Source organism: Streptomyces sp. NPDC127106 (genome assembly GCF_042677605.1).
In the GTDB taxonomy this organism is placed as follows: domain Bacteria; phylum Actinomycetota; class Actinomycetes; order Streptomycetales; family Streptomycetaceae; genus Streptomyces.
Genome location: NZ_JBHXTC010000008.1, coordinates 17,967 through 40,711, shown reverse-complemented (window position 1 = coordinate 40,711; position 22,745 = coordinate 17,967). Strand labels below are relative to the sequence as shown.

Genomic DNA, 22,745 nt, shown 5'->3' with positions numbered 1-22,745 from the left:
GGCGGGCGACGGGTCAGGAGGCGCGGCGGCGCGAGGAGACGCCGAACGCGACACCGGCGAGGCCGATGACGATGCCGGCGACGCCGAGGGCGCGCGCGGTCGTGTCCGAGCCGCTTCCGGCAGCGGCCTCGGTGTGGCCGTCCTGGGCCGGGTGACCGGCAACGGCGGGCTTCTTGGCGTCGTCGTGGTGGGCGTCGGCGGCCTTGGCCGCGGTCAGCTTCAGAACGGGAGCCGGGGTCTGCGGCTCGGCAGCGCCCGCCTTGGGCTCCTCGATCCAGCGGACGACCTCGTTGTTGTCGTACGTCTGGAGCGCCTTGAAGACCATTCGGTCGGCGTTCTCCGGCAGCTTGCCGACGGAGACCGGGAACTGCTGGAACTTGCCGGGCTCGATCTTGCCGCCGCTCCACGTGACCTTGGTGACGGCCTCGTTGATCTGCTTGCCGTGCACCGTGAGCGGCTTGTCGAGCTTGGTCTTCTCGACCGTCACGGTCCAGCCCGGAACGTCCTGCGGCATCACGGACGTCAGCGGCTGGTCGGCCGGGAAGTTGACTTCCAGCTGCGTGGTCGAGGCGTTGTCGCGCTCGTTCGGCACCTTGAAGTTGAGGGTGGCGTAGCCGCCCTTCTCCGCTTCGCCGGGCTGCACGCTGACGTGGGCGAAGGCCGGGCCGGACAGGACGAGGACGGCGCCGGCGGCGAGGGCGGCGGCGAGGGAGACGCGCGAGGTCTTCATGGCGGAAACACTCCACAGGGGGCAGTGGTGACGGTGGATCCGTGCGCGGGCGCGCGCGGGTTCCGCGGCACTACCGCCCGGTGCTCGGTGCGAGGTGTTCCGGGGTGAAGGGTGCCGCGTCAGGCTGCGAGGTCGAAGGCCGTGGGCGGCCCGCGCCTGATCACCGTGTGCTGGAGCGCTTCCCGGCCCGTGGGAGCCGCGGGCTCGGTGGCGGTGGGCGGGAGCTGCGGCCCGCCCGCGGTGGCCGGTGCGAGCCCGGCGCCGAGTGCCCGTACGAGGGCCAGCGCGGCGCGCAGCGGGCGTACCGGTCCGGCTTCGGCGGAGCTGCGGGACAGCTCGACGAGCCGGAACAGGGCGGCGTCGCCGCGCCCGAGCAGCCAGGCCGCGGCGAACGCGGCCAGCAGGTGGCCGGCGAACATGCCGGGGCCGAGCAGGCCGGCGGCCGGTTCGGCGGCGGCCCGGGCCACGTGGGCGTGGGCCTGTGCCTCGGCCTGGGCGGCGAGGGCGGCCGGGTCCAGTCCGGCGGCTTCCAGGATGCGCCGGGCGTCGGCCGGTCCGGGCGGGACGGAGTTGCCGCCGCACACCAGCTGCGCGGCGAGTTCCGCGAGCGAGGTGTCCGAGGCGCTACGCGCCTCGGCGGCCGCCGCGCGGTGTTGGGCGAGGCCGAACACCATGTGCAGTCCCAGTTGGCCTGCGGCGAGCCCGGCGGCGAGGCCGGGCAGCGAGCGCCGCCGTCCCGCGAGCGGGGCGGCAACGGCGAACACAACCAGGAAGGCCATGACCAGAGCCCACCAGGGCACGGTGGCGCAGGACGCCAGCGCGTGCCCGGCCGCGGACAGCACGACGCAGACCGCGGTGAACACCGCGGCCCGGATCAGCCGGAGGCCGACTCCGGCGGGCGTCGCATGGGGGACAGTCATGGCCGGGTCATCATCGCACTGTGCCCCTGCCGCGCATACGCCAGGTCCGGAAGGTCGCGAGTGCCCGCTCTGCGAACCGCTCATCTCATGCGTCCATCGCACTGCCATACACGGCGGCCCCGGCGTGCCGCATCGGCCGAATGAGGGCTGTGCGGGCCGCCGTGTGCTTACGGTGCGCCGGGGGCGGCAATAGGTAACCGTATGAGCATCTGGTGGTCTCTCCAGTTGAGGCGCGAAGCCGCGAGCGTGCCGCTCGCCAGGCGACTGCTGCTGAGGACGATGGAGACCGCGGGGGTGGATCCGGACATCTCCTTCGACCTGTCGGTGGCCCTGAGCGAGGCCTGTGCGAACGCGGTGGAGCACGGCGGTCCCGCGCCGGCCGCCGGCCCGGACGGGGAACCGGCGGCGGAGGCGTGCGGGGCCTACCGCGTCACGGCGTACCTGGACGGGGACTGCTGCCGCATCGAGGTGACCGACTCGGGGCCGGGATTTCCGGAGACCGTGGGGCCCGCGGCGTTCCCGGAGGATCCGGACCCGGCGCCCTCGGAGCGCGAGAGCGGCCGCGGCCTGTGGCTGATCGAGGAGCTCGCCGACCACGTCCGGTTCCGCAACCGGCCGGGCAGCGGCGCAGTGGTCAGCTTCGACAAGATCCTGAAGTGGCGCGAGGGGGCGGCCCTGCTCCAGGCGTCGTGATGCGCCGACGGGCGGGACCCCGTGCGTGTGCGTACGGGATCCCGCCCGTCCAGGGCGCGTGCGGCGCGGGTCGTCAGCAGGACGGCGGACCGTCAGCAGGACCGCATCAGCAGGACCGCGGACCGTCAGCCCTTCAGACGGGCCATCCAGGCCTCGACGTCGGCCGAGGCGCGCGGCAGGCCGGCCGACAGGTTCCGGTTGCCGTCCTCGGTGACCAGGATGTCGTCCTCGATGCGGACGCCGATGCCCCGGTACTCCTCGGGCACGGTCAGGTCGTCGGCCTGGAAGTACAGGCCCGGCTCGACCGTCAGGCACATGCCCGGCTCCAGCGTGCCGTCGACGTACGCCTCGGTGCGCGCGGCGGCGCAGTCGTGGACGTCCATGCCGAGCATGTGGCCGGTGCCGTGCAGCGTCCAGCGGCGCTGCAGGCCCAGCTCCAGGACGCGCTCGACCGGGCCCTCCAGCAGGCCCCACTCGACGAGCTTCTCGGCCAGCACGTGCTGGGCGGCGTCGTGGAAGTCGCGGAACTTCGCGCCCGGCTTGACGGCGGCGATGCCGGCCTCCTGGGCCTCGTACACCGCGTCGTAGACCTTGCGCTGGATGTCGGTGTACGTGCCGCTGATCGGCAGCGTGCGGGTGACGTCGGCGGTGTAGAGGGAGTGGGTCTCCACACCGGCGTCGAGCAGGAGCAGGTCGCCGGAGCGGACGGGGCCGTCGTTGCGGACCCAGTGGAGGGTGCAGGCGTGCGGGCCGGCGGCGCAGATGGAGCCGTAGCCGACGTCGTTGCCCTCGACCCGGGCGCGCAGGAAGAAGGTGCCTTCGATGTAGCGCTCGGAGGTGGCCTCCGCCTTGTCGAGGACCTTCACGACGTCCTCGAAGCCGCGGACGGTGGAGTCGACGGCCTTCTGCAGTTCGCCGATCTCGAACTCGTCCTTCACCGCGCGGGCCTCGGACAGGTAGACGCGCAGCTCCTCGTCGCGCTCGGCGGTGACCTTGTCGGTCAGGGCCTTGTCGACGACGGAGTCGTGGCCGCGCACGACGCGCACGGGGCCGGTGGCCTCGGCGAGGGCGTCGGGGAGCTGGCGCACGTCCTTCACCGGGATGCCCAGGAGCTGCTCGGCCTCGGCGAGGGAGTGGCGGCGGCCGACCCACAGCTCGCCCTGGCCGGAGAGCCAGAACTCGCCGTTCTCGCGGTTGGAGCGGGGCAGCAGGTAGATGGTGGCCGTGTGGCCGTTCTCCCCGGCCGGTTCCAGGACGAGGACGCCGTTCTCGGTCTGGTCGCCGGTGAGGTAGGCGTACTCGGTCGCGGCGCGGAAGGGGTACTCGGTGTCGTTCGAGCGGGTCTTCAGCCGGCCGGCGGGCACGACGAGGCGGTCGCCCGGGAAGCGTGCGGACAGGGCTTCGCGGCGGGCTGCGGTGTGCGGGGCCTGGGCGATGGGCTCCAGTCCGTGGAGCTCGGTGTCGGCCCAGCCCGTGCGCATGTTCTCGGCGAGTTCGTCGCTGACGCCCGGGTACAGCCCGTTCTTCCGCTGCTTGTGCGTCTTCTTGGGCTGCTCTTCTTCCGGGGTCTCCGGGGTGAGCTCGTCAGCCACGTCTTCTCCTCAGCTACGACAGCTACGACAGGACCGGGTAGGGACCTCGTCCATCGTATGTGCGAGGGGAAGACGCCCGGGGGCGGCTGTGATAAATCAGTCAAAACGGGCAGCGAGCAGGACCAGGTCCTCCCTCTCCTCCTTCCGGAGGGTCGCGGAGGCAGCGGAGGAGACGGAGACGCCGGGCGCGCCGGGGACCGCTTCGCCCAGCGCCGGGTCCCCCTCGGGCAGCACCGTGCGCAGGACGTGGTCGCACAATGCCGCCGGGTCGTCGCGGACGCCGCGCGGGGCTCCCGCCGCCGCGGCGTGCAGCCGGGCGTAAGCCCGGTCCATCGGGTCGCCGATGCGCCGGAGCAGCCCGTCCGTGTACAGCAGCACCGTTTCTCCAAGCGCGGGTTCGATCTCCACGCTCGGTGCCTCCCAGCAGGTCAGCATTCCGAGCGGCGCGGAGAGCGAGGTCTCCACGTACTCCGTGCGCCGCTCCCCGACCACCAGCGGCGGGGTGTGCCCCGCCCCCGCCAGGACGATCTTGCGCCGGGCGGGCTCGCAGTAGGCGAAGAGGGCCGTGGCGCAGCGCGCCGGCTCGGTCAGGCGCAGCAGCAGTTCGAGGTCGGACAGCACCGCGACCGGGTCCTCGCCCTCCATCACGGCGTACGCCCGCAGCGAGGCCCGCAGCCGGCCCGTGGCGGCGACGGCGCTGGGGCCGCCGCCGGTGACGGAGCCGACGGCCAGGCCCAGGGCGCCCTCCGGGAGCGGGAGCGCGTCGTACCAGTCGCCGCCGCCGTGCGGTCCCGTGTGGTGGCGGGCGGCGAGCTGGACGCCGGGGATCCGGGGGAGCCGGCTGGGCAGCAGCTCCTCGGCGATCGTGGCGAGGCGGCTGCGGGACCGTTCCACCTCCAGCATCCGGGCGAGGTGCTCGGCGGCGTGGCGGACGTAGAGGCCGACGACGTCGCGCTGGCGGTCGTTCGGCTCGGCCTGTTCGTCGTACAGCCAGACGGCGGCGCCGAGCCTGCCGGTGGCCTCGGCGGTCAGCGGCAGGGCGTAGCTGGCGGCGTAGCCGAGCCGCGCGGCGACCTCGCGGTGACGGGGGTCGACCGGGGTCCCGTACCCGTCGGTGCCGGGGGCGGCGTCGGGCTCGGGGAGCAGCTCGGAGCCGCCGTGTGCGTCGGGCAGTCCGTCGAGGATGCGGCCGTACGAGGTCGCGGCGCGCGGGACGGTCTCGATGTGCCCGAGGTCGGCGCGGCCGAGGCCGAGGCCGATCGTGGCCGTGGGGCCGAGTCCGTCGGAGGGTTCCAGGACGATCAGGCCGCGGCGGGCGCCGACGAGGGCGGCTCCGGCGCGCAGGAACTCCTGGAGGGAGGACTCCAGATCGCTGGCGCGGGCGAGGCGTTCGGTGAGTTCGTGGAGGGTGGTCAGGTCGGAGACCATGCCCGCGAGGCGGTCCTGGACGAGGGTGTTCGGGGCGGGAGCCGCGGCGGGTACGGGGGCGGCCAGGACGGGTGCGGGTGCGGGTGCGGGCGCCGAAGTGTGCGGGACTGCTGCTACTGCGGGATCGATTCCAGCCACTTTCGGCAGATGCGGGGCGCTCATGGCGTCCGCCTTTCCACCTGGTGCGATTCGCCATATAGCATCGCAAACCCCCAGATCGTGCTGCGCCGCCATCAATGAATCCACATCTACACGCACACGAGGATCGATGTCCAGCATTGTCAGGCTGGGAATCCTGGTGTCCGTGAGGCGGCAACTCACTGTCCGGTCAAGGCTAGAACTTGGCTGGAAAAAGCCGGAAGCGGACGGTTTTTGCGATCGACTGAGCGGGCGTCGAAGTGGCCTCGGGTACGTAGTCAGTGATGCCCGGGGGTAGTTGGCGCAGCCCGGCATCTGTCGGGAACCGCCCCGGCGGGGGTCGTCGTCCTTAGCGGCGGCAGCCGGTCTCGGCGCCGGTTCGGGTTGCGTTCCGCCCCGCCGGACGTTTCATGGACCCGTAAGAAACTGCACGAACCGTGTGAACCTGCTTCTGGCGGACAGTGACGCGAAACGTGTACGTGTGGTGATGCACCGCTTACATGGTGTGATGTGGCCCTCGACGTTCAAGGAAAGGAACGAGCGCTCATGCGCGAGATCCTCGGAAGGCGTCTCCAGTGGCTCCGCAACCGACTGAAAACCCTCCGGCCCGCCCCGGCCCGGAGCGGCGACCAGGCATTTCCCGACACGGCGCTCCCCGGCACCGGGCTCCCTGGCACCGGGCTCCCCAGCACCGAGCTCCCCGGCCCGGCGTCCCACGGCACAGGACTCCGCGACGCGGCGGTGGCCTGCGCCGTGGGGCGACGGTGGCCCGTCCTGCCGGGCGTCGGCCGGTGCGCATCCGGCACCGCCGACCGCTGCGCCTGCCCCGACCCCGACTGCCCCGTCCCCGGAGCGCACCCCTTTGCCCCGGGGCTGCTCGCGGCCACGACCGACCCCCGGATGGTGGCGTGGTGGTGGACCCGGCGGCCCGCCGCCCCCGTCCTCCTCGCCACCGGCGGCTCCGCGCCGTGCGCGGTGAGCCTGCCCGCCGCTGCGGCCGCGCGTGCCGTCGCAAGGCTGGAGGCGCAGGGCATGCTGCTCGGCCCGATCGTGGCCACGCCCACGCGCTGGTCGCTGCTGGTGGCGCCGTACTCGTTGGAACGGCTCGGCGAACTCCTCTACGCGAAGGACCACGTCCCGTCCGCGCTGCGTTTCCACGGTGAGGGCGGCTACCTGCTGCTCCCGCCCTCACCCGCCTGCGGCGGCGGGCAGGTGTGGTGGGAGCGGGAGCCCGCGGGCGCCGGGAGCCCGTGGCTGCCTGAGGTCGAGACCGTGGTGGACGCGCTGGTCGAGGCGAGCAGCGGGGCCTCCGGCGGCGGCAGCCGACTCGCGTACTGACGGGCCCGGGAGGTTGACGGGCTGGGGTGGTTCACGGGCCCGGGAGATCGAGGGGCCTGCGAGGTTGAGAGGGCGCGGAAGGCGTCGCTACCCCACCACCGGCCCTTCACTCGTACGGGTGTCGGTGCGACGTGTTTCCAAGGGAATTGGGCGCGGGGATCTCCGCGCCCCATTCCCGCGTCGCTATCTTCGCCGAATGAATCTCCGCTTGATCGGTATCGGCGCCGGTGTGCTGATCATCTTGTCGCTCCCGCTGGCCGGCGCGATCGCCGGACCCGATTTCGCCGGTCAGGGCGACGGAAAAGGCGACGGGTTGCTCTCCGCCCTCGGCTTCGGCGATGCGTCGGGCCCGTCCCGTACGCCGGCACCCCCCTCCGCCCCGGAGCGCCAGAAGGGCGCGGCGCAGTCGGGAACGACGGCCGGGAGCGGGTCGGGTCAGGGCGCAGCGGGCCAGGCGGCGGGCAAGGGCGGGTCGGACCGGCCGGGCCCGTCCGAGCAGCCCCGCACGGACTCCCGGTGCGGACCCGAACTCTCCTCGCCCCAGGGGCTGGAGGCGCAGACCTGCGTCCTGACCGTCGCGGGGGAGACCTGGGGCCGGAGCTACTTCCGCAACACCGGCGGCCGTGCGCTGGACGCCGTACTGACGGTGATGGGGCCCGCCGGGAGGACCGTGCAGATCCGGTGCGCGGTCGGGGCGGGGGTCGAGCCCGGGCTGTGCGAGACGCCGCGGGAGCCCTCGGCCGGGCCGCAGGACGCCTACTCCGCCGTTGCGGAGTTTGCAGTTCCGGGCGACGAAGGGCGGCTGCTCCTGCGGTCCGGGAGCAACTCGCCGGCGCCGGGCGAGGGTTGAGCCGCCCCGGAAATGGAAGGGCCCGGTCGCTGGCGACGGGGGATGCACCAGCGACCGGGCTACAAGAACGGTAACAAGAGATCGCCTGTTCGCAAATTCGATCTCTGATATTCAGACACCGATTTGCAGACCATTAGCGGGAGTTGTGACCGCGGTCACCGCTCCTGCGGGCGCCGGGGCGATCAGCTGAGCGTGATCTGGCGGTTGGTGAGCCCGCCGCGCGCCCGGCGCTCCTCCGCGGTCAGCGGCGCGTCCGAGGCCAGCGCCGTGGCCAGCCGCTCCGCGAACTCGGCGGCCGGCTTCTCCACGTCGTCAGCGGTCATGCCGGTGGGCAGGTCCCAGACCGGGACCACCAGGCCGTGCGCCCGGAAGGAGCCGACCAACCTGGTGCCCTCACCGAGCGAGGAGGTGCCGGCCGCGTGCAGCCGGGCCAGGGCGTCGAGCAGCTTCTCCTCGGGGTGCGGCATGACCCAGCGCAGGTGGTTCTTGTCCGGGGTTTCGCACCAGTAGGCGGCTTCCACGCTCGCCAGCTTGACCGTCGGGATGGCTGCGGCGTTGGCGCGCTCCAGGGAGGCGGCGATCTCCGGGGAGGCGTTCTGGGCGGTCTCCGCATCCGGAATCCAGAATTCGAAGCCGCTGTGCACAACCGGCTCGAAAACGCCGTCGGTGTCCAGGAGATCCTGAAGTCGGGGGCCCTCGGAGGGGACCCGGCGGCCCGGGACCGGATTGCCCGGTTCCGTGGCGAGGGCGCGCTCCAGGGTGTCGGCCATGTCCCGGGCGAGGTCGCCGGTGGTCGAGTCGTTCTGGAGGGCGAGCAGGACGGAGCCGTCCTCGCGGCGCAGCGCCGGCCAGGCCATGGGCAGCACGGTCACCAGGGTGACGGAGGGGACGCCCTCGGGCAGGCCGCCCTTGAGCGTCAGCGGGATGGTGGCCGCCGGCACGAGCTCGCGCAGCGCCACCCAGTCGCACTCGCCGGGCAGGCCCTCGAAGGGGCGCTGCACGTGCGCGGTGGCGGCGTGCGCGGCGGCCGCGCCGTGGCAGGCCTTGTAGCGGCGCCCGGATCCGCAGGGGCAGGGCTCGCGCGCGCCCACCACCGGGATCTCCCCGTTCTGGAGCTGCGGCTTTGCAGTCTTGGCTGCGGGGCGCTTCTTGGCCATCGTGGGTGTCTCCCGGTTGCGGCGGTACGGCTGTTGCGTCTGGGCGTGAGCCTAGCCGTTCCGACCGCCGCAACCGGTGGGGTGCGGCCGGGAGCACGGTCGGCGTGCGCTCCCGGTCGGCCGCTCGTCGGGACACTGTGGTGATGGTCGTACCGATGACCGCCAGTGCGGGTGCTGCACCTGGGTTGGTCGTCGGGTCGGTCGTCGGGTCGGTCGGGTCTCCGGTCAGGGAGCCAGATCGTCCAAGGCGGTGCTGAAGTCGAGGACCGGGGGTGCAACGCGCGTAGCAAAATCCAGGTGACGGGGCCCGCATGCAACGATCACCCAGACGGTGACCTCGCCTGCGGCTCCGTCCCGGACCCCCCAGTCCTGTGCGAGGGCGCTGATGATGTTCAGCCCCCGGCCGCCGTGCGCGGTGACCGAGGGCGTGGCCGGAAGCGGGCGGGTGGGACCGCCCCCGTCCGTGACCTCCACCGTCAGCTGCCCCGCCGTGTCGATGCGCCATGCGGCGCGTATCTCCCCGTCGCCGATCTCCCCGGCGCCCAGCGGTCTGCCGTGCCGGCAGGCATTGCTGAGTAGTTCGGAAAGGATCAGTACGGCGTCGTCCACGACCGATTCGGACACCCCGCTCATGCGCAGTTGCTCGCGCATCCGGTGTCTCGCCTCGCCTACGCCCGCAGGACCATGGCGTACGTCCATGCACGACGACGTGGGCACTTCCTGTGCCACCACCAACGCCACCCCCCGGAACCTCCTTAGTCCCACGCCATGGTCTGAATGCCCCAATGGCCCGGACCGGAAACCGACGAACCGGAGCCCTCTGACGCATTCATGACCACCGTTGCGGAGCGGATGCGCCGGGGCACACCCTGTCACGGGCGAGTCTTGCGAGACGGGTGGGTAAATGGGGACGTCAGCGCCCGAGCTGTGACAGAACCTGTCGCGGTCTGTTCGTGATGATTGCTTCCACGCCCAGATCAGCGCAGAGCTGAACGTCCTCGGGCTCGTTGACGGTCCACACGTGTACGGAGTGGCCCGCGTCCTGCAGTCTTCGGATGTAGGCGGGGTTGTTGCGCACGATCCGCATGCCCGGGCCGGCGATCCGCACGCCGGCCGGAAGCCGCCCGTCCCGCATCCGCGGGGAGACGAACTGCATCAGGTAGACCGTCGGGATCGTCGCCGCCGCGGCATGCACCCGGTACAGGGAGCGGGCGGAGAAGCTCATGACGCGGACCGGGTGCGGGCCCTCGGCGGGCGGAGCGTCCAGGCCGAACCGTTTGAGGAGGAAGAGGAGGCGCTCCTCCACTTGCCCGGCCCAGCGGGTCGGGTGCTTCGTCTCGATCGCGAGCGGTATGGGTCGGCCGGCGTCGGAAACCAGCTCCAGCAGTCGTTCCAGGGTGAGGACCGAGGTCCGCTCGGGGTCGGCGTCCCAGTCGGGGGACTCCTCGCGGTCCTTCCACGAGCCGAAGTCGAGGGCGGCGAGATCGGCCAGCTCCAGGGCCGAGACGGCGCCGCGGCCGTTGGAGGTGCGGTTGACCCGGCGGTCGTGGACCAGGACCAGATGGCCGTCGGCGGTGAGCCGGACGTCACATTCGAGGGCGTCCGCCCCGTCCTCGATGGCCCTGCGGTAGGCGGCCAGCGTGTGCTCGGGGGCATCCTCCGAGGCGCCGCGGTGGGCGACGACCTGGATGGGGGGCGGCGTTGCGTGGGTCACCGGGTCATGGTGCCACCGAGGAGGCTCCGGACGGAGGCCTTCGGTCGCGCGAAGTGTGACCGAAATGCCAGATATAAAGGATGGGGGAGACGCACAGGTCCGGCTTACAGTGCTCTGACGGGTGATGGGGAACGCTTTTCCCAGGAACTTGTGCGGCACGTCGAACGTTCAGTCGGGCCGAAACGCCAGTTTGTGAAGCCGTGTGTGACGAGGAGAGAGCGCTGTGAGCACCGATAACGAGGGAACCGCGGCCCCGACGCCCCCCGCGGCCCCTTCGGCACGCCCGCCGGCCGCTCCCGCCTCCGTTCCGGAGCCGCCGGCCGCTGCGCCCGCTCCGGCCCCGGTCTCCGCCGGAGAGGCACCGACGGCCGCCGTCCCGCCGGTCCCGGCCGCGGCTCCCGCAGCCGCCCCGGCCGCGGCTCCCGCAGCCGCCCCGGCCGCGGCGCCTGCCGCCTTCCCCGCCGGTACCCCCGCCGAGCCCGTGACCCAGCAGCTCCCGCCGATGCCCGCGCCCGGCACGGAGCCCACCCAGCAGATCCCGCCCGCCCCGCACCAGGCTCCGGCCCCGGCGTACGCGCAGCCCGCCGCGCCGGCTCCGGTCACGGCTGCGTACGGCGCCGAGGGCTGGCCCCCCGCACCGCCGGCGGTCCCGGCGTACGGCGGGGGCGGCGGCCACGGCACCGGTTGGGGCACCCCCCTGGCCGACGGCGTGCCCCCGGCCAAGCCGAAGGGGCGGGGCGGCCTGATCGCCGCCGTGCTCGTGGCGGCCCTGCTCGCGGGCGGCGTCGGCGGTGGCCTCGGCTACTGGGCGGCGGAGCGCAAGAGCGACGGCTTCGGCTCGACGACGATCGCCGCCGGCAACACCCCGAAGGACCTCAAGCGCGAGCCCGGATCCATCGCGGGCCTGGCTGCCACCGCGCTGCCCAGCGTCGTCACCATCCAGGCCTCCGCCGGCGACGGCGAGGGCGGTACCGGCACCGGGTTCGTCTACGACCAGCAGGGCCACATCCTCACCAACAACCACGTGGTGGCCTCCGCCGCGAACGGCGGCAAGCTCTCCGCGACGTTCTCCGACGGCAAGAAGTACGAGGCCGAGGTCGTGGGCCGGGCCCAGGGCTACGACGTGGCCGTGCTCAAGCTGAAGAACCCGCCGGCCGGCCTCAAGCCGCTTCCCCTCGGCGACTCCGACAAGGTCGCGGTCGGCGACGCGACCATTGCGATCGGTGCCCCCTTCGGCCTGTCCAACACGGTCACCACCGGCATCGTCAGTGCCAAGGACCGCCCGGTGGCTTCCGGCGACGGCTCCGGCAGCAAGAACTCGTACATGAGCGCCCTGCAGACGGACGCCTCGATCAACCCCGGGAACTCCGGCGGTCCGCTGCTCGACGGACGCGGCGCGGTCATCGGCATCAACTCCGCCATCCAGTCCGCCGGCGGCGGTGGCGGCGGGTTCGGCAGCGGCCAGGCCGGTTCGATCGGCCTCGGCTTCGCCATTCCGATCAACCAGGCGAAGACGGTCGCCGAGTCGCTGATCAAGACGGGCAAGCCGGTCTACCCGGTCATCTCCGTCTCCGTGGACCTCCAGTCCAAGGTCGACGGAGCCAAGATTTCCGAGCAGGGCGCGCCGGCCAACGAGCTGGTCGATCCCAACGGCCCGGCCGGTAAGGCCGGCCTCAAGCCGGGCGACATCATCACCCGCTTCGGCGACCGGCCGATCGACAGCGGCCCGACGCTCATCAGCGAAATCTGGACGCACAAGCCGGGCGACGTCGTGAAGCTGACCTACCTGCGCGACGGCAAGCCGACCACCGTGGACATCACGCTCGGCTCCCGCGTCGGCGACAAGTAGCGGGCAGGCTGCCGGCCCGGCCGGCCGGCAGCCTGGGCACCACCGGCCGGAACACGCCGGGACACTGGCCGGATGATGAGGGGCCGTGGGCGGGATACCGCCTACGGCCCCTCCCAACGTCCGCTTATGCTTCCCATGTGTTCGATTCGCGGCACATACGTACTTTCCACGAAGTCGTGGCCTCCGGTTCCTACTCGGCGGCCGCGCGCGCCCTCGGGTACACACAGCCCGCGATCACCCAGCAGATGAAGGCGCTGGAACGCGCCGTCGGCACCCCGCTGTTCACCCGCGTCGGCCGCAGGATGCAGCTCACGGAGGCCGGAAAGTCCCTGGCCCGGCACGCCGAGTCCATCCTCGGCAGCCTCTCCGCCGCCGAGGCCCAGATGAAGGCGCACGCACGCCTGCGCACCGGGCGGGTGCGCCTGTGCGGCTTCCCCAGCGCCAACGCCACCCTCGTTCCCGAGGCCCTGAGCTGCCTGGCCAAGGACCATCCCGGCATCCAGGTCGAGCTGCTGGACGGGGAGCCGCCGGACTCGCTGAGGCGGCTGGAACGCGGGGAGTGCGACGTCACCCTGGCCTTCACCTACCCCGGGCTGCACGAGGAGGTTCCCGAGGAGGTCGTCGAGGTCAGACTGCTGGAGGACCAGCTCACCGTCCTGCTCCCGACCGGGCACCGGCTGGCCCGGCGGCGGGCCGTGCACTTGGCCGACCTCGCGGAGGAGCGGTGGATCGCGGGCTGCCCGCGCTGCCGGGCCAACCTGCTGCACGAGTGCGCCGAGCTGGGCTTCGTCCCCGACATCCGGTTCGCCTCGGACGACAACCTGGTGGTGCAGAGCATGGTGGGGCAGGGGCTCGGTGTGGCGATGATGCCCGCCCTGGTCCTGCCCTCCCTCTCCCTGGCCCGGGTCTGCGGGCGGCCGATCCAGCCGGACGCACGCCGGCACATCTCGGCTTATGTGTACCGCGACCACCTGCGGATACCGGCGACGGCCGTGGTTCTGGACGCGCTCACGTCGGCGGCCTCGAACCGTGTCGGCTGCTGACCCTGCTGATCTCCCGCACGGCAACCCATAAGCGGTACTTGGGATTTCAGGTGAAAACTGTCGTTGGACGTGATGGGTGAGCTGTTCGACGCTGCCCATATGACCACCACGACACCGGCCCGTACCACTGCGAGGATGGCCGCCCTCGTCCAGGAGATCCGCACGGTCGTGGACCGGGGGCTGGCCCCGGACCTGACCGCCTACCTCGTCGGCGAACGACTCGCCCCGCACCTGGGCATGCCTGACCTGCTCATGCCCGAGCAGTGCGAGGGCAGCCCCGACCGGTACCGGCAGCACGTCCTGCACGCCGAGCCGGACGGCAGCTTCTCCGTGGTGGCGCTGGTGTGGCTGCCCGGGCAGGAGACCGCCATCCACGATCACGTCTCCTGGTGCGTGGCGGGTGTGCACGAGGGTGAGGAGAGCGAGCTGCGTTACCGGCTCGCGCCCGCCACCGCGACCTCCGGCGCACGGCTGGTGGCCACCGAGGCCGTGGTCAACGGCGTGGGCGACGTCTGCGGATTCGCCCCGCCCGGCGACATCCACAAGGTGCGCAACTCCTGTACCACCAGGGCAATATCGATCCACATCTACGGAGCCGACGTCGTCCGCCTGGGCAGCAGTGTGCGCCGCGTCTACACGCTTCCCGCCGACTGATGGCGCTGCTCAACCGCCCGGTGCGGGCGGCAGGAAACGCGCCGGCGGGCCGGGTTTCACGTGAAACATCCTCGTCCTGGCCGGGTTTGTGCCTGGCGGCCGCCGGGGTCGCCGTGGCGTGGTGCGTGCACCGCTTGGTGCCCTCGATTCCGATGCTGACCGCGTCAGTGGTGTTGGGCATCGCCGCGGCCCACCTTCCCGGCCTGCGGGCGACGGTACGCGGGACCGCGCGTCCAGGCCTCTCGCTGGCCGGCCGGCGGCTGATGCGGATCGGCATCGTGCTGCTCGGCCTCGGGCTGGGCCTGGACCAGGTGCTCGGTCTGGGTTGGGCCACCGTGGTCATGGTGGCGGGCGTGGTCGCGGCCACCTTCCTCGGGACGCTCTGGCTGGGCCGGCGACTCGGCCTGCCGGGCGACCAGCCGCTGCTGATCGCCACCGGCTATTCGATCTGCGGGGCCTCGGCGATCGGGGCCGTGAGCCAGGTGGCCGGCAGCGACGAGGAGGACGTGGCCGCCTCCGCCGCGCTGGTCACCCTGTGCGGCACGCTGGCCATTGCCGTGCTTCCGCTGCTGCAGGATCCGCTCGGGCTCTCCGACGTGGCGTTCGGGCGCTGGGTCGGTGCGAGCGTCCATGACGTCGGCCAGGTGGTCGCGACCGCGCAGACCGCCGGCCCCGGCTCACTCGGGGAAGCGGTCGTGGTCAAGCTGATGCGGGTGGCGCTGCTGGCTCCGCTCGTGGCGGCCGTGGCCTTCGCGCTGCGGGCCCGGCACCGGGGCGAGCGCACGCCGTCCGGGCGCCGCCCGGCTCCTGTGCCCCTGTTCGTCGGCGGCTTCCTGGCCGCGGCCGCCCTGCGTGCCACCGGCGTGCTGCCCGAGGCGGCTCTGGAATGGGCGCACACGGTGCAGGAACTCCTGCTGGCTGCCGCGCTGTTCGGGCTCGGCAGCGCGGTGGACCTCCGCTCCATGGCCCGGACCGGCGGTCGGGCGGCCCTGCTGGGACTCGGGGCGTGGGTGGTGGTGGCCGGCGTCTCGTACGCGGGCGTGCTGGTGACCGTATGAGGGAAGAGATGGTGAGGGGCGGGAGGGGCGTACGGCCGGCTCCACGAGCGGAAGTTGGCCAATTCCTGGCCTGAACCGACCGAACGTTCCGGCCGTCTCCTGACATCTCGTGCCGCGCGTGCGACCCTGCGGCCGATCCGCACCGACAGCTCTTCACCCCCACCCTGTCCGGTTCGACGGGACCGGGCACGGCAGAAGGAGTCATGCGTGAATCGTCATCGCACGGCTGCATCGGTCCTCCTGGCGGCGGGCGCCCTGATCGGGGGCGCACTGACGGCGGCCGCCCCGTCGGCCGCCGCGGAATCCCCGGCCTCGTTCCGGCAGCAGCACACCCCGGGCTTCTGGACCGCCGAGCGGATGCGCAGCGCCGTCCCGCTGGACGTGGTGGCGGCACCGGGGACCGGTCGGGCGCCGGCCACGACCGCGGACCGGCCCACGCTGATCGCCCCGACCCCCGCCTCCGCGCCCGCATCCGAATCCGCCTCCGCCGCGGTGTCCCCGATGGCCTTCCCGCAGGCGGGCGGCGCTTGGACGGGCGGCGGGGCGGTGGTGAAGACCTCCGGCCGCGTCTTCTTCACCCTCGGCAACCGGACCGCGTCCTGCTCCGGTGACTCCGTCACCAGCGCGAACGGCAGCACGGTGATCACCGCCGGCCACTGCGTGAAGTACCAGGGCGCCTGGCACACCAACTGGGTCTTCGTCCCGGCGTACGACAACGGCAACGCGCCCTACGGCCAGTGGCCGGCCACGAAGACCTTCGCCACGGACCAGTGGGCCGCCAGCGAGGACATGAACATGGATGTCGGCCTCGCGGTCGTCGCCCCGCAGAACGGCCAGAAGCTGAGCCAGGTCGTCGGTGCCCAGGGCATCCTGTTCAACGGCGGCTACAACAAGCGGATGTACTCTTTCGGCTTCCCGGCCGCATCGCCGTACGACGGCAGCAAGCTGGTCTACTGCAGCGGCAACAGCGGCAAGGACTTCTTGCTGACCAAGGACCACAGCCTGGCCTGCAACATGACCGGCGGCTCCAGCGGCGGCCCCTGGTTCCAGGACTTCAACGAGACGACGGGCCTGGGTACCCAGGTCTCGGTGAACAGCTTCGGCTACACCTTCCTGCCGAACCGGATGTACGGCCCGTACTTCGGCAACGAGGCGAAGGCCGCTTACGACAAGGCCCAGAATTCCTGACGCCACCGCCTCCCGCCTCCCGGTACTCTGTACCGGCCAGGTGGGTTGCCCGAGCGGCCTAAGGGAACGGTCTTGAAAACCGTCGTGGCGCAAGTCACCGTGGGTTCAAATCCCACACCCACCGCACCAGGTCAGACGACGTGCTGATCAGAAGGGGTGTCCCGGATCCGGGGCACCCCTTCTCCGTTGGGCCCTTCGGGTGGTGTTTGTCGGACGATCGGCGCGGGTGGCGAGGGCCCTGCGGTTGCGGGCACATCATGACGAATGTATGCAGATCCGCCCGTCGGAACAGTGCGAAGCGAGGCACCTCGTCATGGCTCAGCGCATCACCCCAAGCTCGGTCTGGACCGTTGTCGTCGCCGTGCTCGCGGCACTGCTCTCCGCCCTCGGGCTTCGCGGCAAGGCCGCCGCCGAGCCGGCCGTCGCCGCCGGTGCCGCTCCCTCCCGGGGCAGGTCCGTGGAGGTGTGCCGGCCGGCCGCACCGCGGAGCCGGCGGGCGGTGATGCGGAGCGGGGTGCTGCCGCCGACCATCAAGCAGCGGATCCGCGCCGAAGCGCACGGCGGGACCCCGTCCGTCCGCCGCTCGGTTGCCGCTGCCGCTGCGGCCGCCCGGGCGGCCGGTGAGGGTGCCCCCATCGGGGCTGCTGTGCGTGTTGCTCCTCGTGCCGCTGGCTCTGCGTGGGATGGCGTGGCCGCCACCGACGTCCGGCTGCGCCTCGCGCTCGCCGCCTAGCCACGGGGGCGGATACGGGCAGCGCGGGGGCGCGCGGGACGGCGCGCAGGGGGCGTGAAGCCTGGGAGTGCAGGGTCGCAGGGCCGGGAGGCGGCGGGGTTCCCGGACGGAGCGGCCCTTTTCGGCGTTCCCGGGACACGTCGGGATGAGTGAACGTTTCTTCTTTGTCGTCGCCCGGGATTCGCCCACCTCCACGCGCCTGACCTGTGACATTGGTGCGCGAATGAGGTTTATCGGCGGTTTCTCATGCCTGCGGGGGAATTACGGACTCCGGGGTGGTTCGCCGGGGAGCCGTTGGGCAACCCTGGTCTCGCGACGTCGTCACCATGCGAAACGACCGAGGCGGGCGGCCAACTGCCACGGTCCACTTCCGACTTCGGTTCCAGGGGGAATCACGAACATGGCAAGCATCCGTACCGCCCGCGCCCTCGCCGCCGTCGCCTCGCTCCCGCTCGCCGCCGCGCTCTGCGGCGGGGTGGCGTCGGCCGACAACGGCGCCTTCGCGGACGACGGATCGAATGCAAGCGTCGCCGGCATCGTCGGCAGCGGGGTGGGTGGGAGCAACCTCGGCAACTCGTCCACGTCGCAGCAGGTCGCCACCGGCTCCGGCGCCTCCAACCAGAGCAACTCCGCGCAAGTCAACGGCCCGGCCCTGGCCGGAATCCAGCAGGCCAACTCGAACGTGGCGGTCTACTTCCTGCCCATGGGGTAGGCGCTGCGGACACCCGTTTCCGCGCACTGAGGTGCCCGTGCGGCCGGATCCGCTGGGATTCGGCCGCACGGGCTTCCCTTTCCTCGTACGCCCCGGCGGAAACCGTCGTCGACCTTGACATCCCGCGGAGAACTGACGGACAGTCAGATTCACATCGACGATGTGACGCCGGGAGGCCTGCGCCGTGCACCTCGCCCCGACCGAAGGCCAGTTGCGGCTCCGCGCCGAACTGCGCGCGTACTTCCACGACCTCCTGCCGGACGGAGTCCCCGCGGACCCGGCCGCCCAGCGCGCCCTGCTCCGCCGCATCGGCGCCGACGGCCTGCTCGGCCTCGGCTGGCCTGTCGAGTACGGCGGCCAGGGGCGCGGCGCCGACGAGCAGTTTGTGTTCTTCGACGAGGCCTACCGGGCCGGCGCCCCCGTCTCGATGGTCACCCTCAACACGGTGGGCCCGACCCTCATGAAGTACGGGACCCCGCAGCAGAAGGACTACTTCCTTCCCCGGATCCTGCGCGGCGAGACCGTCTTCGCCATCGGCTACTCCGAGCCCGCCGCCGGCACCGACCTGGCCTCCCTGCGCACCCGCGCCGTACGCGACGGAGCCGACTGGCTCGTCGACGGCCAGAAGGTCTTCACCTCCAACGCCCAGAACGCCGACTGGATCTGGCTGGCCTGCCGCACCGACCCCGCAGCCCCCAAGCACAAGGGCATCTCGATCATCCTCGTGCCGACCACCGCGCCCGGCTTCTCATGGACCCCGATCGAGACGGTCGGCGGCCTGACGACCACCTCGACGTACTACGACGCGGTTCGGGTGCCCGAGGGCAACCTCGTCGGTCCCGAGCACGGCGGCTGGGGCCTGATCACCAACCAGCTCAACCACGAACGGGTCGCCCTGGCCGCCATCGGCATGCAGGCCGAGGACTTCTACGACGCTGCGCTCCGGTACGCCCGCACCCCCGACCCGGTGACCGGCGAACGCCCCGCCGACCTGCCCTGGGTCCGGTCCCGGCTCGCCGAGGCCCACAACCGGCTGGCCGCCGTACGCCTCCTCAACTGGCGCCTCGTCCAGGACGTGGGCGCCGGCACCCTGGCCCCGGGCGACGCCAGCGGCGTGAAGTTCTTCGGCACCGAGACCGCCGTCGAGGTGTACCGGATGTGCCAGGAGGTGGTGGGCGAGCGGGCCCTCGTACGGGGAGCCGGGCCCGGATCCGTCGCGGACGGCGAGCTGGAGCGGATGAACCGGGCCGCCCAGATCAACACCTTCGGCGGCGGGGTCAGCGAGGTCCAGCGGGAGATCGTCGCCATGACGCGGCTCGGGATGAAGGGGAGGAAGCGATGACCGCCACGGCGCCCGGGGGGGCCGAGGACACGGCAGCAGACCGGTTCCTCGCGCAGCTCCAGGCTTTCGAGGGCCGGCCGGCCGCCACCACGGGGCAGGGCAAGGACCCCGTCAACGAGGCGATGATCCGCCACTGGTGCGAGGCGATGGGCGACGCCAATCCCGCCTACACGGGCCCCGACGCGATCGCCCCGCCCACCATGCTCCAGGCCTGGACGATGGCCGGACTGTCGGGGCACTCCGCCCGGTCGGGCGCCTACGACGAACTCCTCGGCCTCCTCGACGGCGCCGGCTGCACCTCCGTCGTCGCCACCGACTGCGAGCAGGAGTACCTCCGCCCGCTGCGCCCCGGCGACACCGTCACCTTCGACGCCGTGATCGAGTGCGTGTCGCCGCGCAAGACGACCAGGCTGGGCTCCGGCCACTTCGTGACCACCCGCATGGACATCCGCGTCGGGGGAGAACTCGCCGGCACCCACCGCTTCCGGATCCTCAAGTACGCGCCCGCGGCGCCCCGGCCGGCCGGCCCGCCGCCCGCCGCACCCTCCCGGCGGCCCGAGCGGCCCCGCCGCCCCCGCCCCGTGGTCAACCGCGACAACCAGGGATTCTGGGACGGCGTTCGGGACCACAGGCTGCTGATCCAGCGGTGCGCCTCCTGCGCGACCCTCCGCTTCCCCTGGCTGCCCGGCTGCAACGCCTGCGCGAGCCTGGACTGGGACACCGTCGAGGCCTGCGGCGAGGCCACGGTCTTCAGCTACGTCGTCATGCACCATCCGTCGTTCCCGGCCTTCGACCCGCCGTACGCGGTCGCGCTCGTCGAACTCGCCGAGGGAGTCCGCATGATCACCAACATCACCGGCGTCCCCTACGACGCGGTGCGCATCGGGACGCCCGTCCGGCTGGAGTTCCTCCGGGTGGACGAGGACCAGGAACTGCCGGTCTTCCGCGGCGAGGCGGAGGGCTGATGGACTTCCACCCCACCGAGGAGCAGGCCGCCGCGGTGGCGCTCGCCGCCCGCATCTTCCGCGACCTCGCCACCCACGAACGCCTCGCCGCGGCAGGCACCGGAACCGACGCCGAACTGTGGAAGGCCCTCGCCGGGTCCGGGCTGATCGGTGCGGTGGAGGACATCGGCCTGCTCGGGCTGGTGCTGCTGCTGGAGGAGCAGGGCCGCACCACCGCGCAGGCCCCGTACGCCACCACCTGCGTGTACGGGGTCCTGCCCGTCGCCCTGCACGGCAGCGCCGAGCAGCGGGCCCGCCTGCTGCCCGCCCTGGGCGCGGGCGAGGCGGTGGCCACCGGCGTCTTCCCGGCCCGCGGACGCTTCACCGCGTCGGCGGACGGCCGGCTGACCGGCACCGCTCCCGTCGTGCCGTGGCTGCGCGACGCCACGCATGTCCTGGTCCCCGACGCGGACCGGACCCTGTGGCTCGTACGGACGGACGCGCCCGGCGTGGAGACCGCGGCCGTGGAGACCACCGCCCCCTGGGCCGCAGGACGGCTCAGCCTGTCCGGTGCGCGGGCCGAACCGCTCGGCCCGGCCCTCGCTCCGGGCAGGCAGCCCTACGAACAGGTCCTCGCCGCCGCCCGCACCGCGTTCGCGGGCCTGCAAGCGGGCGTCTGCGCGGGTGCCGTGGCCCGTGCGGCCGAGTACACCTCCACCCGCGAGCAGTTCGGCCGGCCGCTGTCCACCAACCAGGGGGTGATGCTGCGCGCGGCCGATGCGCACATGGACACGGAGGCGATCCGGGTCACCACCTACGAGGCGGCCTGGCGCATCGATCAGGCGCTCCCGGCGTACGAGCACGCCCTGACGGCAGCCTGGTGGGCCTCGGAGGCGGGCAAGCGGGTCGTCCACGCGGGCCAGCACCTGCACGGAGGGACGGGCGCCGACCTGGACCATCCCGCCCACCGGCACTTCCTGTGGGGGCGCCAGCTCGACGCCTATCTCGGCTGCGGCAGCGAGCTGCTGGCCGAGCTCGGCGCCCTCGTGTCCCGGCCGCACACACCCTCCGAGGGGGAGGACGCATGAACGTGGGCGACACACTGCCGCCACTGGAGATTCCGATCACGCGCACGCTCATCGTCGCGGGCGCCGTCGCCTCCCGGGACTACCAGGACGTGCACCACGACGCGGAGCTCGCGCGGGAGAAGGGCTCCCCGGACATCTTCATGAACATCCTGACCACGAACGGCCTGGTCGGCCGGTACATCACCGACCACCTCGGTCCCCGGGCCGTCCTGCGCAGGGTGGCCATCCGGCTGGGCGCCCCGAACCACCCGGGCGACACCATGACCCTCATCGGTACCGTCACCGCCCTCACCGGGGACACCGCCGAGATCCGCGTGGTCGGAGCCAACGGCATCGGTCACCACGTCACCGGCACCGTCACCGTGACCCTGCCGGTCCCGGGAGGCACGGCATGAGCGTGCGGAACCGGGACAGGCTCGGCGGCCGCGCCGCCATCGCCGGCATCGGCGCGACCGAGTTCTCGAAGGACTCCGGCCGCAGCGAGCTGCGGCTCGCCGTCGAGGCCGTGCACGCGGCCCTCGACGACGCCGGGCTCACCCCCGCCGACGTCGACGGCATGGTCACCTTCACGATGGACACCAGCCCTGAGATCACGGTTGCCCAGGCCGCCGGGATCGGGGACCTCTCCTTCTTCTCCCGCATCCACTACGGCGGCGGCGCGGCCTGCGCCACCGTCCAGCAGGCCGCCCTCGCCGTCGCGACCGGGGTCGCGGAGGTCGTCGTCTGCTACCGCGCCTTCAACGAGCGTTCCGGCCGCCGGTTCGGCTCCGGCGTGCAGCAGCGCGAAGCCTCGGCGGAGGGCGCGGCCCTGGGCTGGTCGCTGCCGTGGGGGCTGCTGACGCCGGCCTCCTGGGTGGCCATGGCCGCCCAGCGCTACCTGCACGCCCACCACCTCACGGCCGAGGCGTTCGGCCACGTCGCCGTCACCAGCCGCAGGCACGCCGCGAACAACCCCGCCGCCTGGTTCCACGGCCGGCCGATCACCCTGGCCGAGCACGCCGCCTCGCGCTGGATCGTCGAGCCCCTGCGGCTGCTGGACTGCTGCCAGGAGACGGACGGCGGCCAGGCGCTCGTCGTCACCAGTACCCGGCGGGCCCGGGACCTGCGCCACCCGCCCGCCGTGATCACCGCGGCGGCACAGGGCGCGGCCCGCCGCCAGGAGGGCATGACCTCCTTCTACCGCGACGACCTCACCGGCCTCCCCGAGATGGACGTGGTCGCACGGCAGCTGTGGCGGACCAGCGGGCTGCGCCCCTCGGACATCGACGTCGGCATCCTCTACGACCACTTCACCCCGTTCGTGCTGATGCAGCTGGAAGAGTTCGGCTTCTGCAAGCCCGGCGAGGCCGCCGACTTCGTGGCTGCGGACGCGCTGCCCCTCAACACCCACGGCGGCCAGCTCGGGGAGGCGTACCTGCACGGCATGAACGGCATCGCCGAGGCGGTGCGCCAGCTACGCGGCACCTCCGTCAACCAGGTCCGCGGGGCCGCCCACGCCCTGGTCACGGCCGGGACCGGGGTGCCGACCTCCGGGCTGATCCTCGGGGCGGACGACTGAGCACCCCGGTGCCCGC

22 protein-coding genes and 1 tRNA gene are annotated in these 22,745 nt (G+C 72.6%); 16 read left to right on the top strand and 7 right to left on the bottom strand.

Annotated elements, in window-relative coordinates:
* Positions 1 to 13: 13 nt before the first annotated feature.
* Positions 14 to 730, bottom strand: coding sequence for a YcnI family protein (locus ACFVGY_RS10695; protein WP_385674132.1), 717 nt, complete (start codon positions 728 to 730; stop codon positions 14 to 16).
* A gap of 119 nt (positions 731 to 849) precedes the next feature.
* Positions 850 to 1,650 (bottom strand): hypothetical protein, encoded by an 801-nt coding sequence (locus ACFVGY_RS10690; RefSeq protein ID WP_385674129.1) that lies wholly within the window; start codon positions 1,648 to 1,650, stop codon positions 850 to 852.
* Positions 1,651 to 1,851: 201 nt separating this feature from the next.
* On the opposite strand from ACFVGY_RS10690, the gene ACFVGY_RS10685 reads away from it, so the two are divergent.
* The gene (locus ACFVGY_RS10685) at positions 1,852 to 2,343 is read left to right on the top strand and encodes an ATP-binding protein (RefSeq protein ID WP_385674126.1); all 492 of its coding nucleotides are present in this window, start codon (positions 1,852 to 1,854) and stop codon (positions 2,341 to 2,343) included.
* A 125-nt stretch (positions 2,344 to 2,468) separates the two neighbouring features.
* On the opposite strand, the gene ACFVGY_RS10680 is transcribed toward ACFVGY_RS10685, so the two are convergent.
* Together ACFVGY_RS10680 and ACFVGY_RS10675 are read right to left on the bottom strand one after the other, a co-directional pair.
* Positions 2,469 to 3,935: an aminopeptidase P family protein gene (locus ACFVGY_RS10680; RefSeq protein ID WP_385674123.1), complete on the bottom strand. Its 1,467-nt coding sequence runs from the start codon at positions 3,933 to 3,935 to the stop codon at positions 2,469 to 2,471.
* A 96-nt stretch (positions 3,936 to 4,031) separates the two neighbouring features.
* Positions 4,032 to 5,642, bottom strand: a complete 1,611-nt coding sequence (locus ACFVGY_RS10675; protein WP_385674120.1) for a PP2C family protein-serine/threonine phosphatase — start codon at positions 5,640 to 5,642, stop codon at positions 4,032 to 4,034.
* Between the two features lie 405 nt (positions 5,643 to 6,047).
* Between ACFVGY_RS10675 and ACFVGY_RS10670 the strand changes: the two genes are divergently transcribed.
* Entirely contained in the window at positions 6,048 to 6,839 is a 792-nt protein-coding gene (locus ACFVGY_RS10670) for a bifunctional DNA primase/polymerase (RefSeq protein ID WP_385674117.1), read from the top strand.
* 196 nt (positions 6,840 to 7,035) lie between these two features.
* A complete protein-coding gene (locus tag ACFVGY_RS10665) occupies positions 7,036 to 7,689 on the top strand; it encodes a hypothetical protein (RefSeq protein ID WP_385674114.1) in 654 nt (217 codons plus the stop codon).
* 182 nt (positions 7,690 to 7,871) lie between these two features.
* On the opposite strand, the gene ACFVGY_RS10660 is transcribed toward ACFVGY_RS10665, so the two are convergent.
* From ACFVGY_RS10660 to ACFVGY_RS10650, 3 genes are all read right to left on the bottom strand, one after another.
* Positions 7,872 to 8,846: a DUF5926 family protein gene (locus tag ACFVGY_RS10660; RefSeq protein WP_385674112.1), complete on the bottom strand. Its 975-nt coding sequence runs from the start codon at positions 8,844 to 8,846 to the stop codon at positions 7,872 to 7,874.
* Positions 8,847 to 9,071: 225 nt separating this feature from the next.
* Positions 9,072 to 9,497 (bottom strand): ATP-binding protein, encoded by a 426-nt coding sequence (locus tag ACFVGY_RS10655; RefSeq protein ID WP_385674109.1) that lies wholly within the window; start codon positions 9,495 to 9,497, stop codon positions 9,072 to 9,074.
* Positions 9,498 to 9,759: 262 nt separating this feature from the next.
* Positions 9,760 to 10,560 (bottom strand): glycerophosphodiester phosphodiesterase, encoded by an 801-nt coding sequence (locus ACFVGY_RS10650; protein ID WP_385674106.1) that lies wholly within the window; start codon positions 10,558 to 10,560, stop codon positions 9,760 to 9,762.
* Between the two features lie 223 nt (positions 10,561 to 10,783).
* Between ACFVGY_RS10650 and ACFVGY_RS10645 the strand changes: the two genes are divergently transcribed.
* From ACFVGY_RS10645 to ACFVGY_RS10585, 13 genes are all read left to right on the top strand, one after another.
* Positions 10,784 to 12,409 carry a S1C family serine protease gene (locus tag ACFVGY_RS10645; protein WP_385674103.1) on the top strand — a complete coding sequence of 542 codons (1,626 nt, stop codon included), beginning with the start codon at positions 10,784 to 10,786 and terminating at the stop codon, positions 12,407 to 12,409.
* 137 nt (positions 12,410 to 12,546) lie between these two features.
* Positions 12,547 to 13,452, top strand: a complete 906-nt coding sequence (locus ACFVGY_RS10640) for a LysR substrate-binding domain-containing protein (RefSeq protein ID WP_385674100.1) — start codon at positions 12,547 to 12,549, stop codon at positions 13,450 to 13,452.
* A gap of 99 nt (positions 13,453 to 13,551) precedes the next feature.
* Positions 13,552 to 14,106 (top strand): cysteine dioxygenase, encoded by a 555-nt coding sequence (locus tag ACFVGY_RS10635; RefSeq protein WP_385674097.1) that lies wholly within the window; start codon positions 13,552 to 13,554, stop codon positions 14,104 to 14,106.
* Positions 14,106 to 15,164 (top strand): YeiH family protein, encoded by a 1,059-nt coding sequence (locus ACFVGY_RS10630; RefSeq protein ID WP_385674095.1) that lies wholly within the window; start codon positions 14,106 to 14,108, stop codon positions 15,162 to 15,164. Before ACFVGY_RS10635 ends, ACFVGY_RS10630 begins: the two co-directional genes overlap by 1 nt.
* 207 nt (positions 15,165 to 15,371) lie before the next feature.
* Positions 15,372 to 16,352 (top strand): trypsin-like serine peptidase, encoded by a 981-nt coding sequence (locus ACFVGY_RS10625; RefSeq protein ID WP_385674092.1) that lies wholly within the window; start codon positions 15,372 to 15,374, stop codon positions 16,350 to 16,352.
* A gap of 39 nt (positions 16,353 to 16,391) precedes the next feature.
* A tRNA-Ser gene (locus tag ACFVGY_RS10620) sits at positions 16,392 to 16,476 on the top strand.
* 189 nt (positions 16,477 to 16,665) lie between these two features.
* On the top strand, positions 16,666 to 17,085 hold the full coding sequence (locus ACFVGY_RS10615; protein ID WP_385674089.1) for a DUF6344 domain-containing protein: 420 nt from the start codon (positions 16,666 to 16,668) through the stop codon (positions 17,083 to 17,085).
* Positions 17,086 to 17,485: 400 nt separating this feature from the next.
* Positions 17,486 to 17,797, top strand: coding sequence for a hypothetical protein (locus ACFVGY_RS10610; RefSeq protein ID WP_385674086.1), 312 nt, complete (start codon positions 17,486 to 17,488; stop codon positions 17,795 to 17,797).
* Between the two features lie 184 nt (positions 17,798 to 17,981).
* Complete coding sequence (locus ACFVGY_RS10605) at positions 17,982 to 19,139, top strand: acyl-CoA dehydrogenase family protein (protein ID WP_385674083.1); 1,158 nt, start codon at positions 17,982 to 17,984, stop codon at positions 19,137 to 19,139.
* Complete coding sequence (locus ACFVGY_RS10600; RefSeq protein ID WP_385674080.1) at positions 19,136 to 20,104, top strand: bifunctional MaoC family dehydratase N-terminal/OB-fold nucleic acid binding domain-containing protein; 969 nt, start codon at positions 19,136 to 19,138, stop codon at positions 20,102 to 20,104. Before ACFVGY_RS10605 ends, ACFVGY_RS10600 begins: the two co-directional genes overlap by 4 nt.
* Positions 20,104 to 21,171, top strand: coding sequence for an acyl-CoA dehydrogenase family protein (locus ACFVGY_RS10595; protein ID WP_385674077.1), 1,068 nt, complete (start codon positions 20,104 to 20,106; stop codon positions 21,169 to 21,171). The genes ACFVGY_RS10600 and ACFVGY_RS10595 overlap by 1 nt, the downstream gene beginning before the upstream one ends.
* The gene (locus tag ACFVGY_RS10590) at positions 21,168 to 21,566 is read left to right on the top strand and encodes a MaoC family dehydratase (protein WP_385674074.1); all 399 of its coding nucleotides are present in this window, start codon (positions 21,168 to 21,170) and stop codon (positions 21,564 to 21,566) included. The genes ACFVGY_RS10595 and ACFVGY_RS10590 overlap by 4 nt, the downstream gene beginning before the upstream one ends.
* The gene (locus ACFVGY_RS10585; protein WP_385674071.1) at positions 21,563 to 22,729 is read left to right on the top strand and encodes a lipid-transfer protein; all 1,167 of its coding nucleotides are present in this window, start codon (positions 21,563 to 21,565) and stop codon (positions 22,727 to 22,729) included. The genes ACFVGY_RS10590 and ACFVGY_RS10585 overlap by 4 nt, the downstream gene beginning before the upstream one ends.
* Positions 22,730 to 22,745 lie beyond the last annotated feature (16 nt).

What these genes read in the sequence shown, in the direction of transcription:
- ACFVGY_RS10695 (WP_385674132.1), bottom strand. Translation starts at nt 730, where the DNA reads ATGAAGACCTCGCGCGTCTCCCTCGCCGCCGCCCTCGCCGCCGGCGCC.
- ACFVGY_RS10690 (WP_385674129.1), bottom strand. Translation starts at nt 1,650, where the DNA reads ATGACTGTCCCCCATGCGACGCCCGCCGGAGTCGGCCTCCGGCTGATC.
- ACFVGY_RS10685 (WP_385674126.1), top strand. Translation starts at nt 1,852, where the DNA reads ATGAGCATCTGGTGGTCTCTCCAGTTGAGGCGCGAAGCCGCGAGCGTG.
- ACFVGY_RS10675 (WP_385674120.1), bottom strand. Translation starts at nt 5,642, where the DNA reads ATGCTGGACATCGATCCTCGTGTGCGTGTAGATGTGGATTCATTGATG.
- ACFVGY_RS10670 (WP_385674117.1), top strand. Translation starts at nt 6,048, where the DNA reads ATGCGCGAGATCCTCGGAAGGCGTCTCCAGTGGCTCCGCAACCGACTG.
- ACFVGY_RS10665 (WP_385674114.1), top strand. Translation starts at nt 7,036, where the DNA reads ATGAATCTCCGCTTGATCGGTATCGGCGCCGGTGTGCTGATCATCTTG.
- ACFVGY_RS10660 (WP_385674112.1), bottom strand. Translation starts at nt 8,846, where the DNA reads ATGGCCAAGAAGCGCCCCGCAGCCAAGACTGCAAAGCCGCAGCTCCAG.
- ACFVGY_RS10655 (WP_385674109.1), bottom strand. Translation starts at nt 9,497, where the DNA reads ATGCGCGAGCAACTGCGCATGAGCGGGGTGTCCGAATCGGTCGTGGAC.
- ACFVGY_RS10635 (WP_385674097.1), top strand. Translation starts at nt 13,552, where the DNA reads ATGACCACCACGACACCGGCCCGTACCACTGCGAGGATGGCCGCCCTC.
- ACFVGY_RS10630 (WP_385674095.1), top strand. Translation starts at nt 14,106, where the DNA reads ATGGCGCTGCTCAACCGCCCGGTGCGGGCGGCAGGAAACGCGCCGGCG.
- ACFVGY_RS10615 (WP_385674089.1), top strand. Translation starts at nt 16,666, where the DNA reads ATGGCTCAGCGCATCACCCCAAGCTCGGTCTGGACCGTTGTCGTCGCC.
- ACFVGY_RS10610 (WP_385674086.1), top strand. Translation starts at nt 17,486, where the DNA reads ATGGCAAGCATCCGTACCGCCCGCGCCCTCGCCGCCGTCGCCTCGCTC.
- ACFVGY_RS10600 (WP_385674080.1), top strand. Translation starts at nt 19,136, where the DNA reads ATGACCGCCACGGCGCCCGGGGGGGCCGAGGACACGGCAGCAGACCGG.
- ACFVGY_RS10595 (WP_385674077.1), top strand. Translation starts at nt 20,104, where the DNA reads ATGGACTTCCACCCCACCGAGGAGCAGGCCGCCGCGGTGGCGCTCGCC.
- ACFVGY_RS10590 (WP_385674074.1), top strand. Translation starts at nt 21,168, where the DNA reads ATGAACGTGGGCGACACACTGCCGCCACTGGAGATTCCGATCACGCGC.
- ACFVGY_RS10585 (WP_385674071.1), top strand. Translation starts at nt 21,563, where the DNA reads ATGAGCGTGCGGAACCGGGACAGGCTCGGCGGCCGCGCCGCCATCGCC.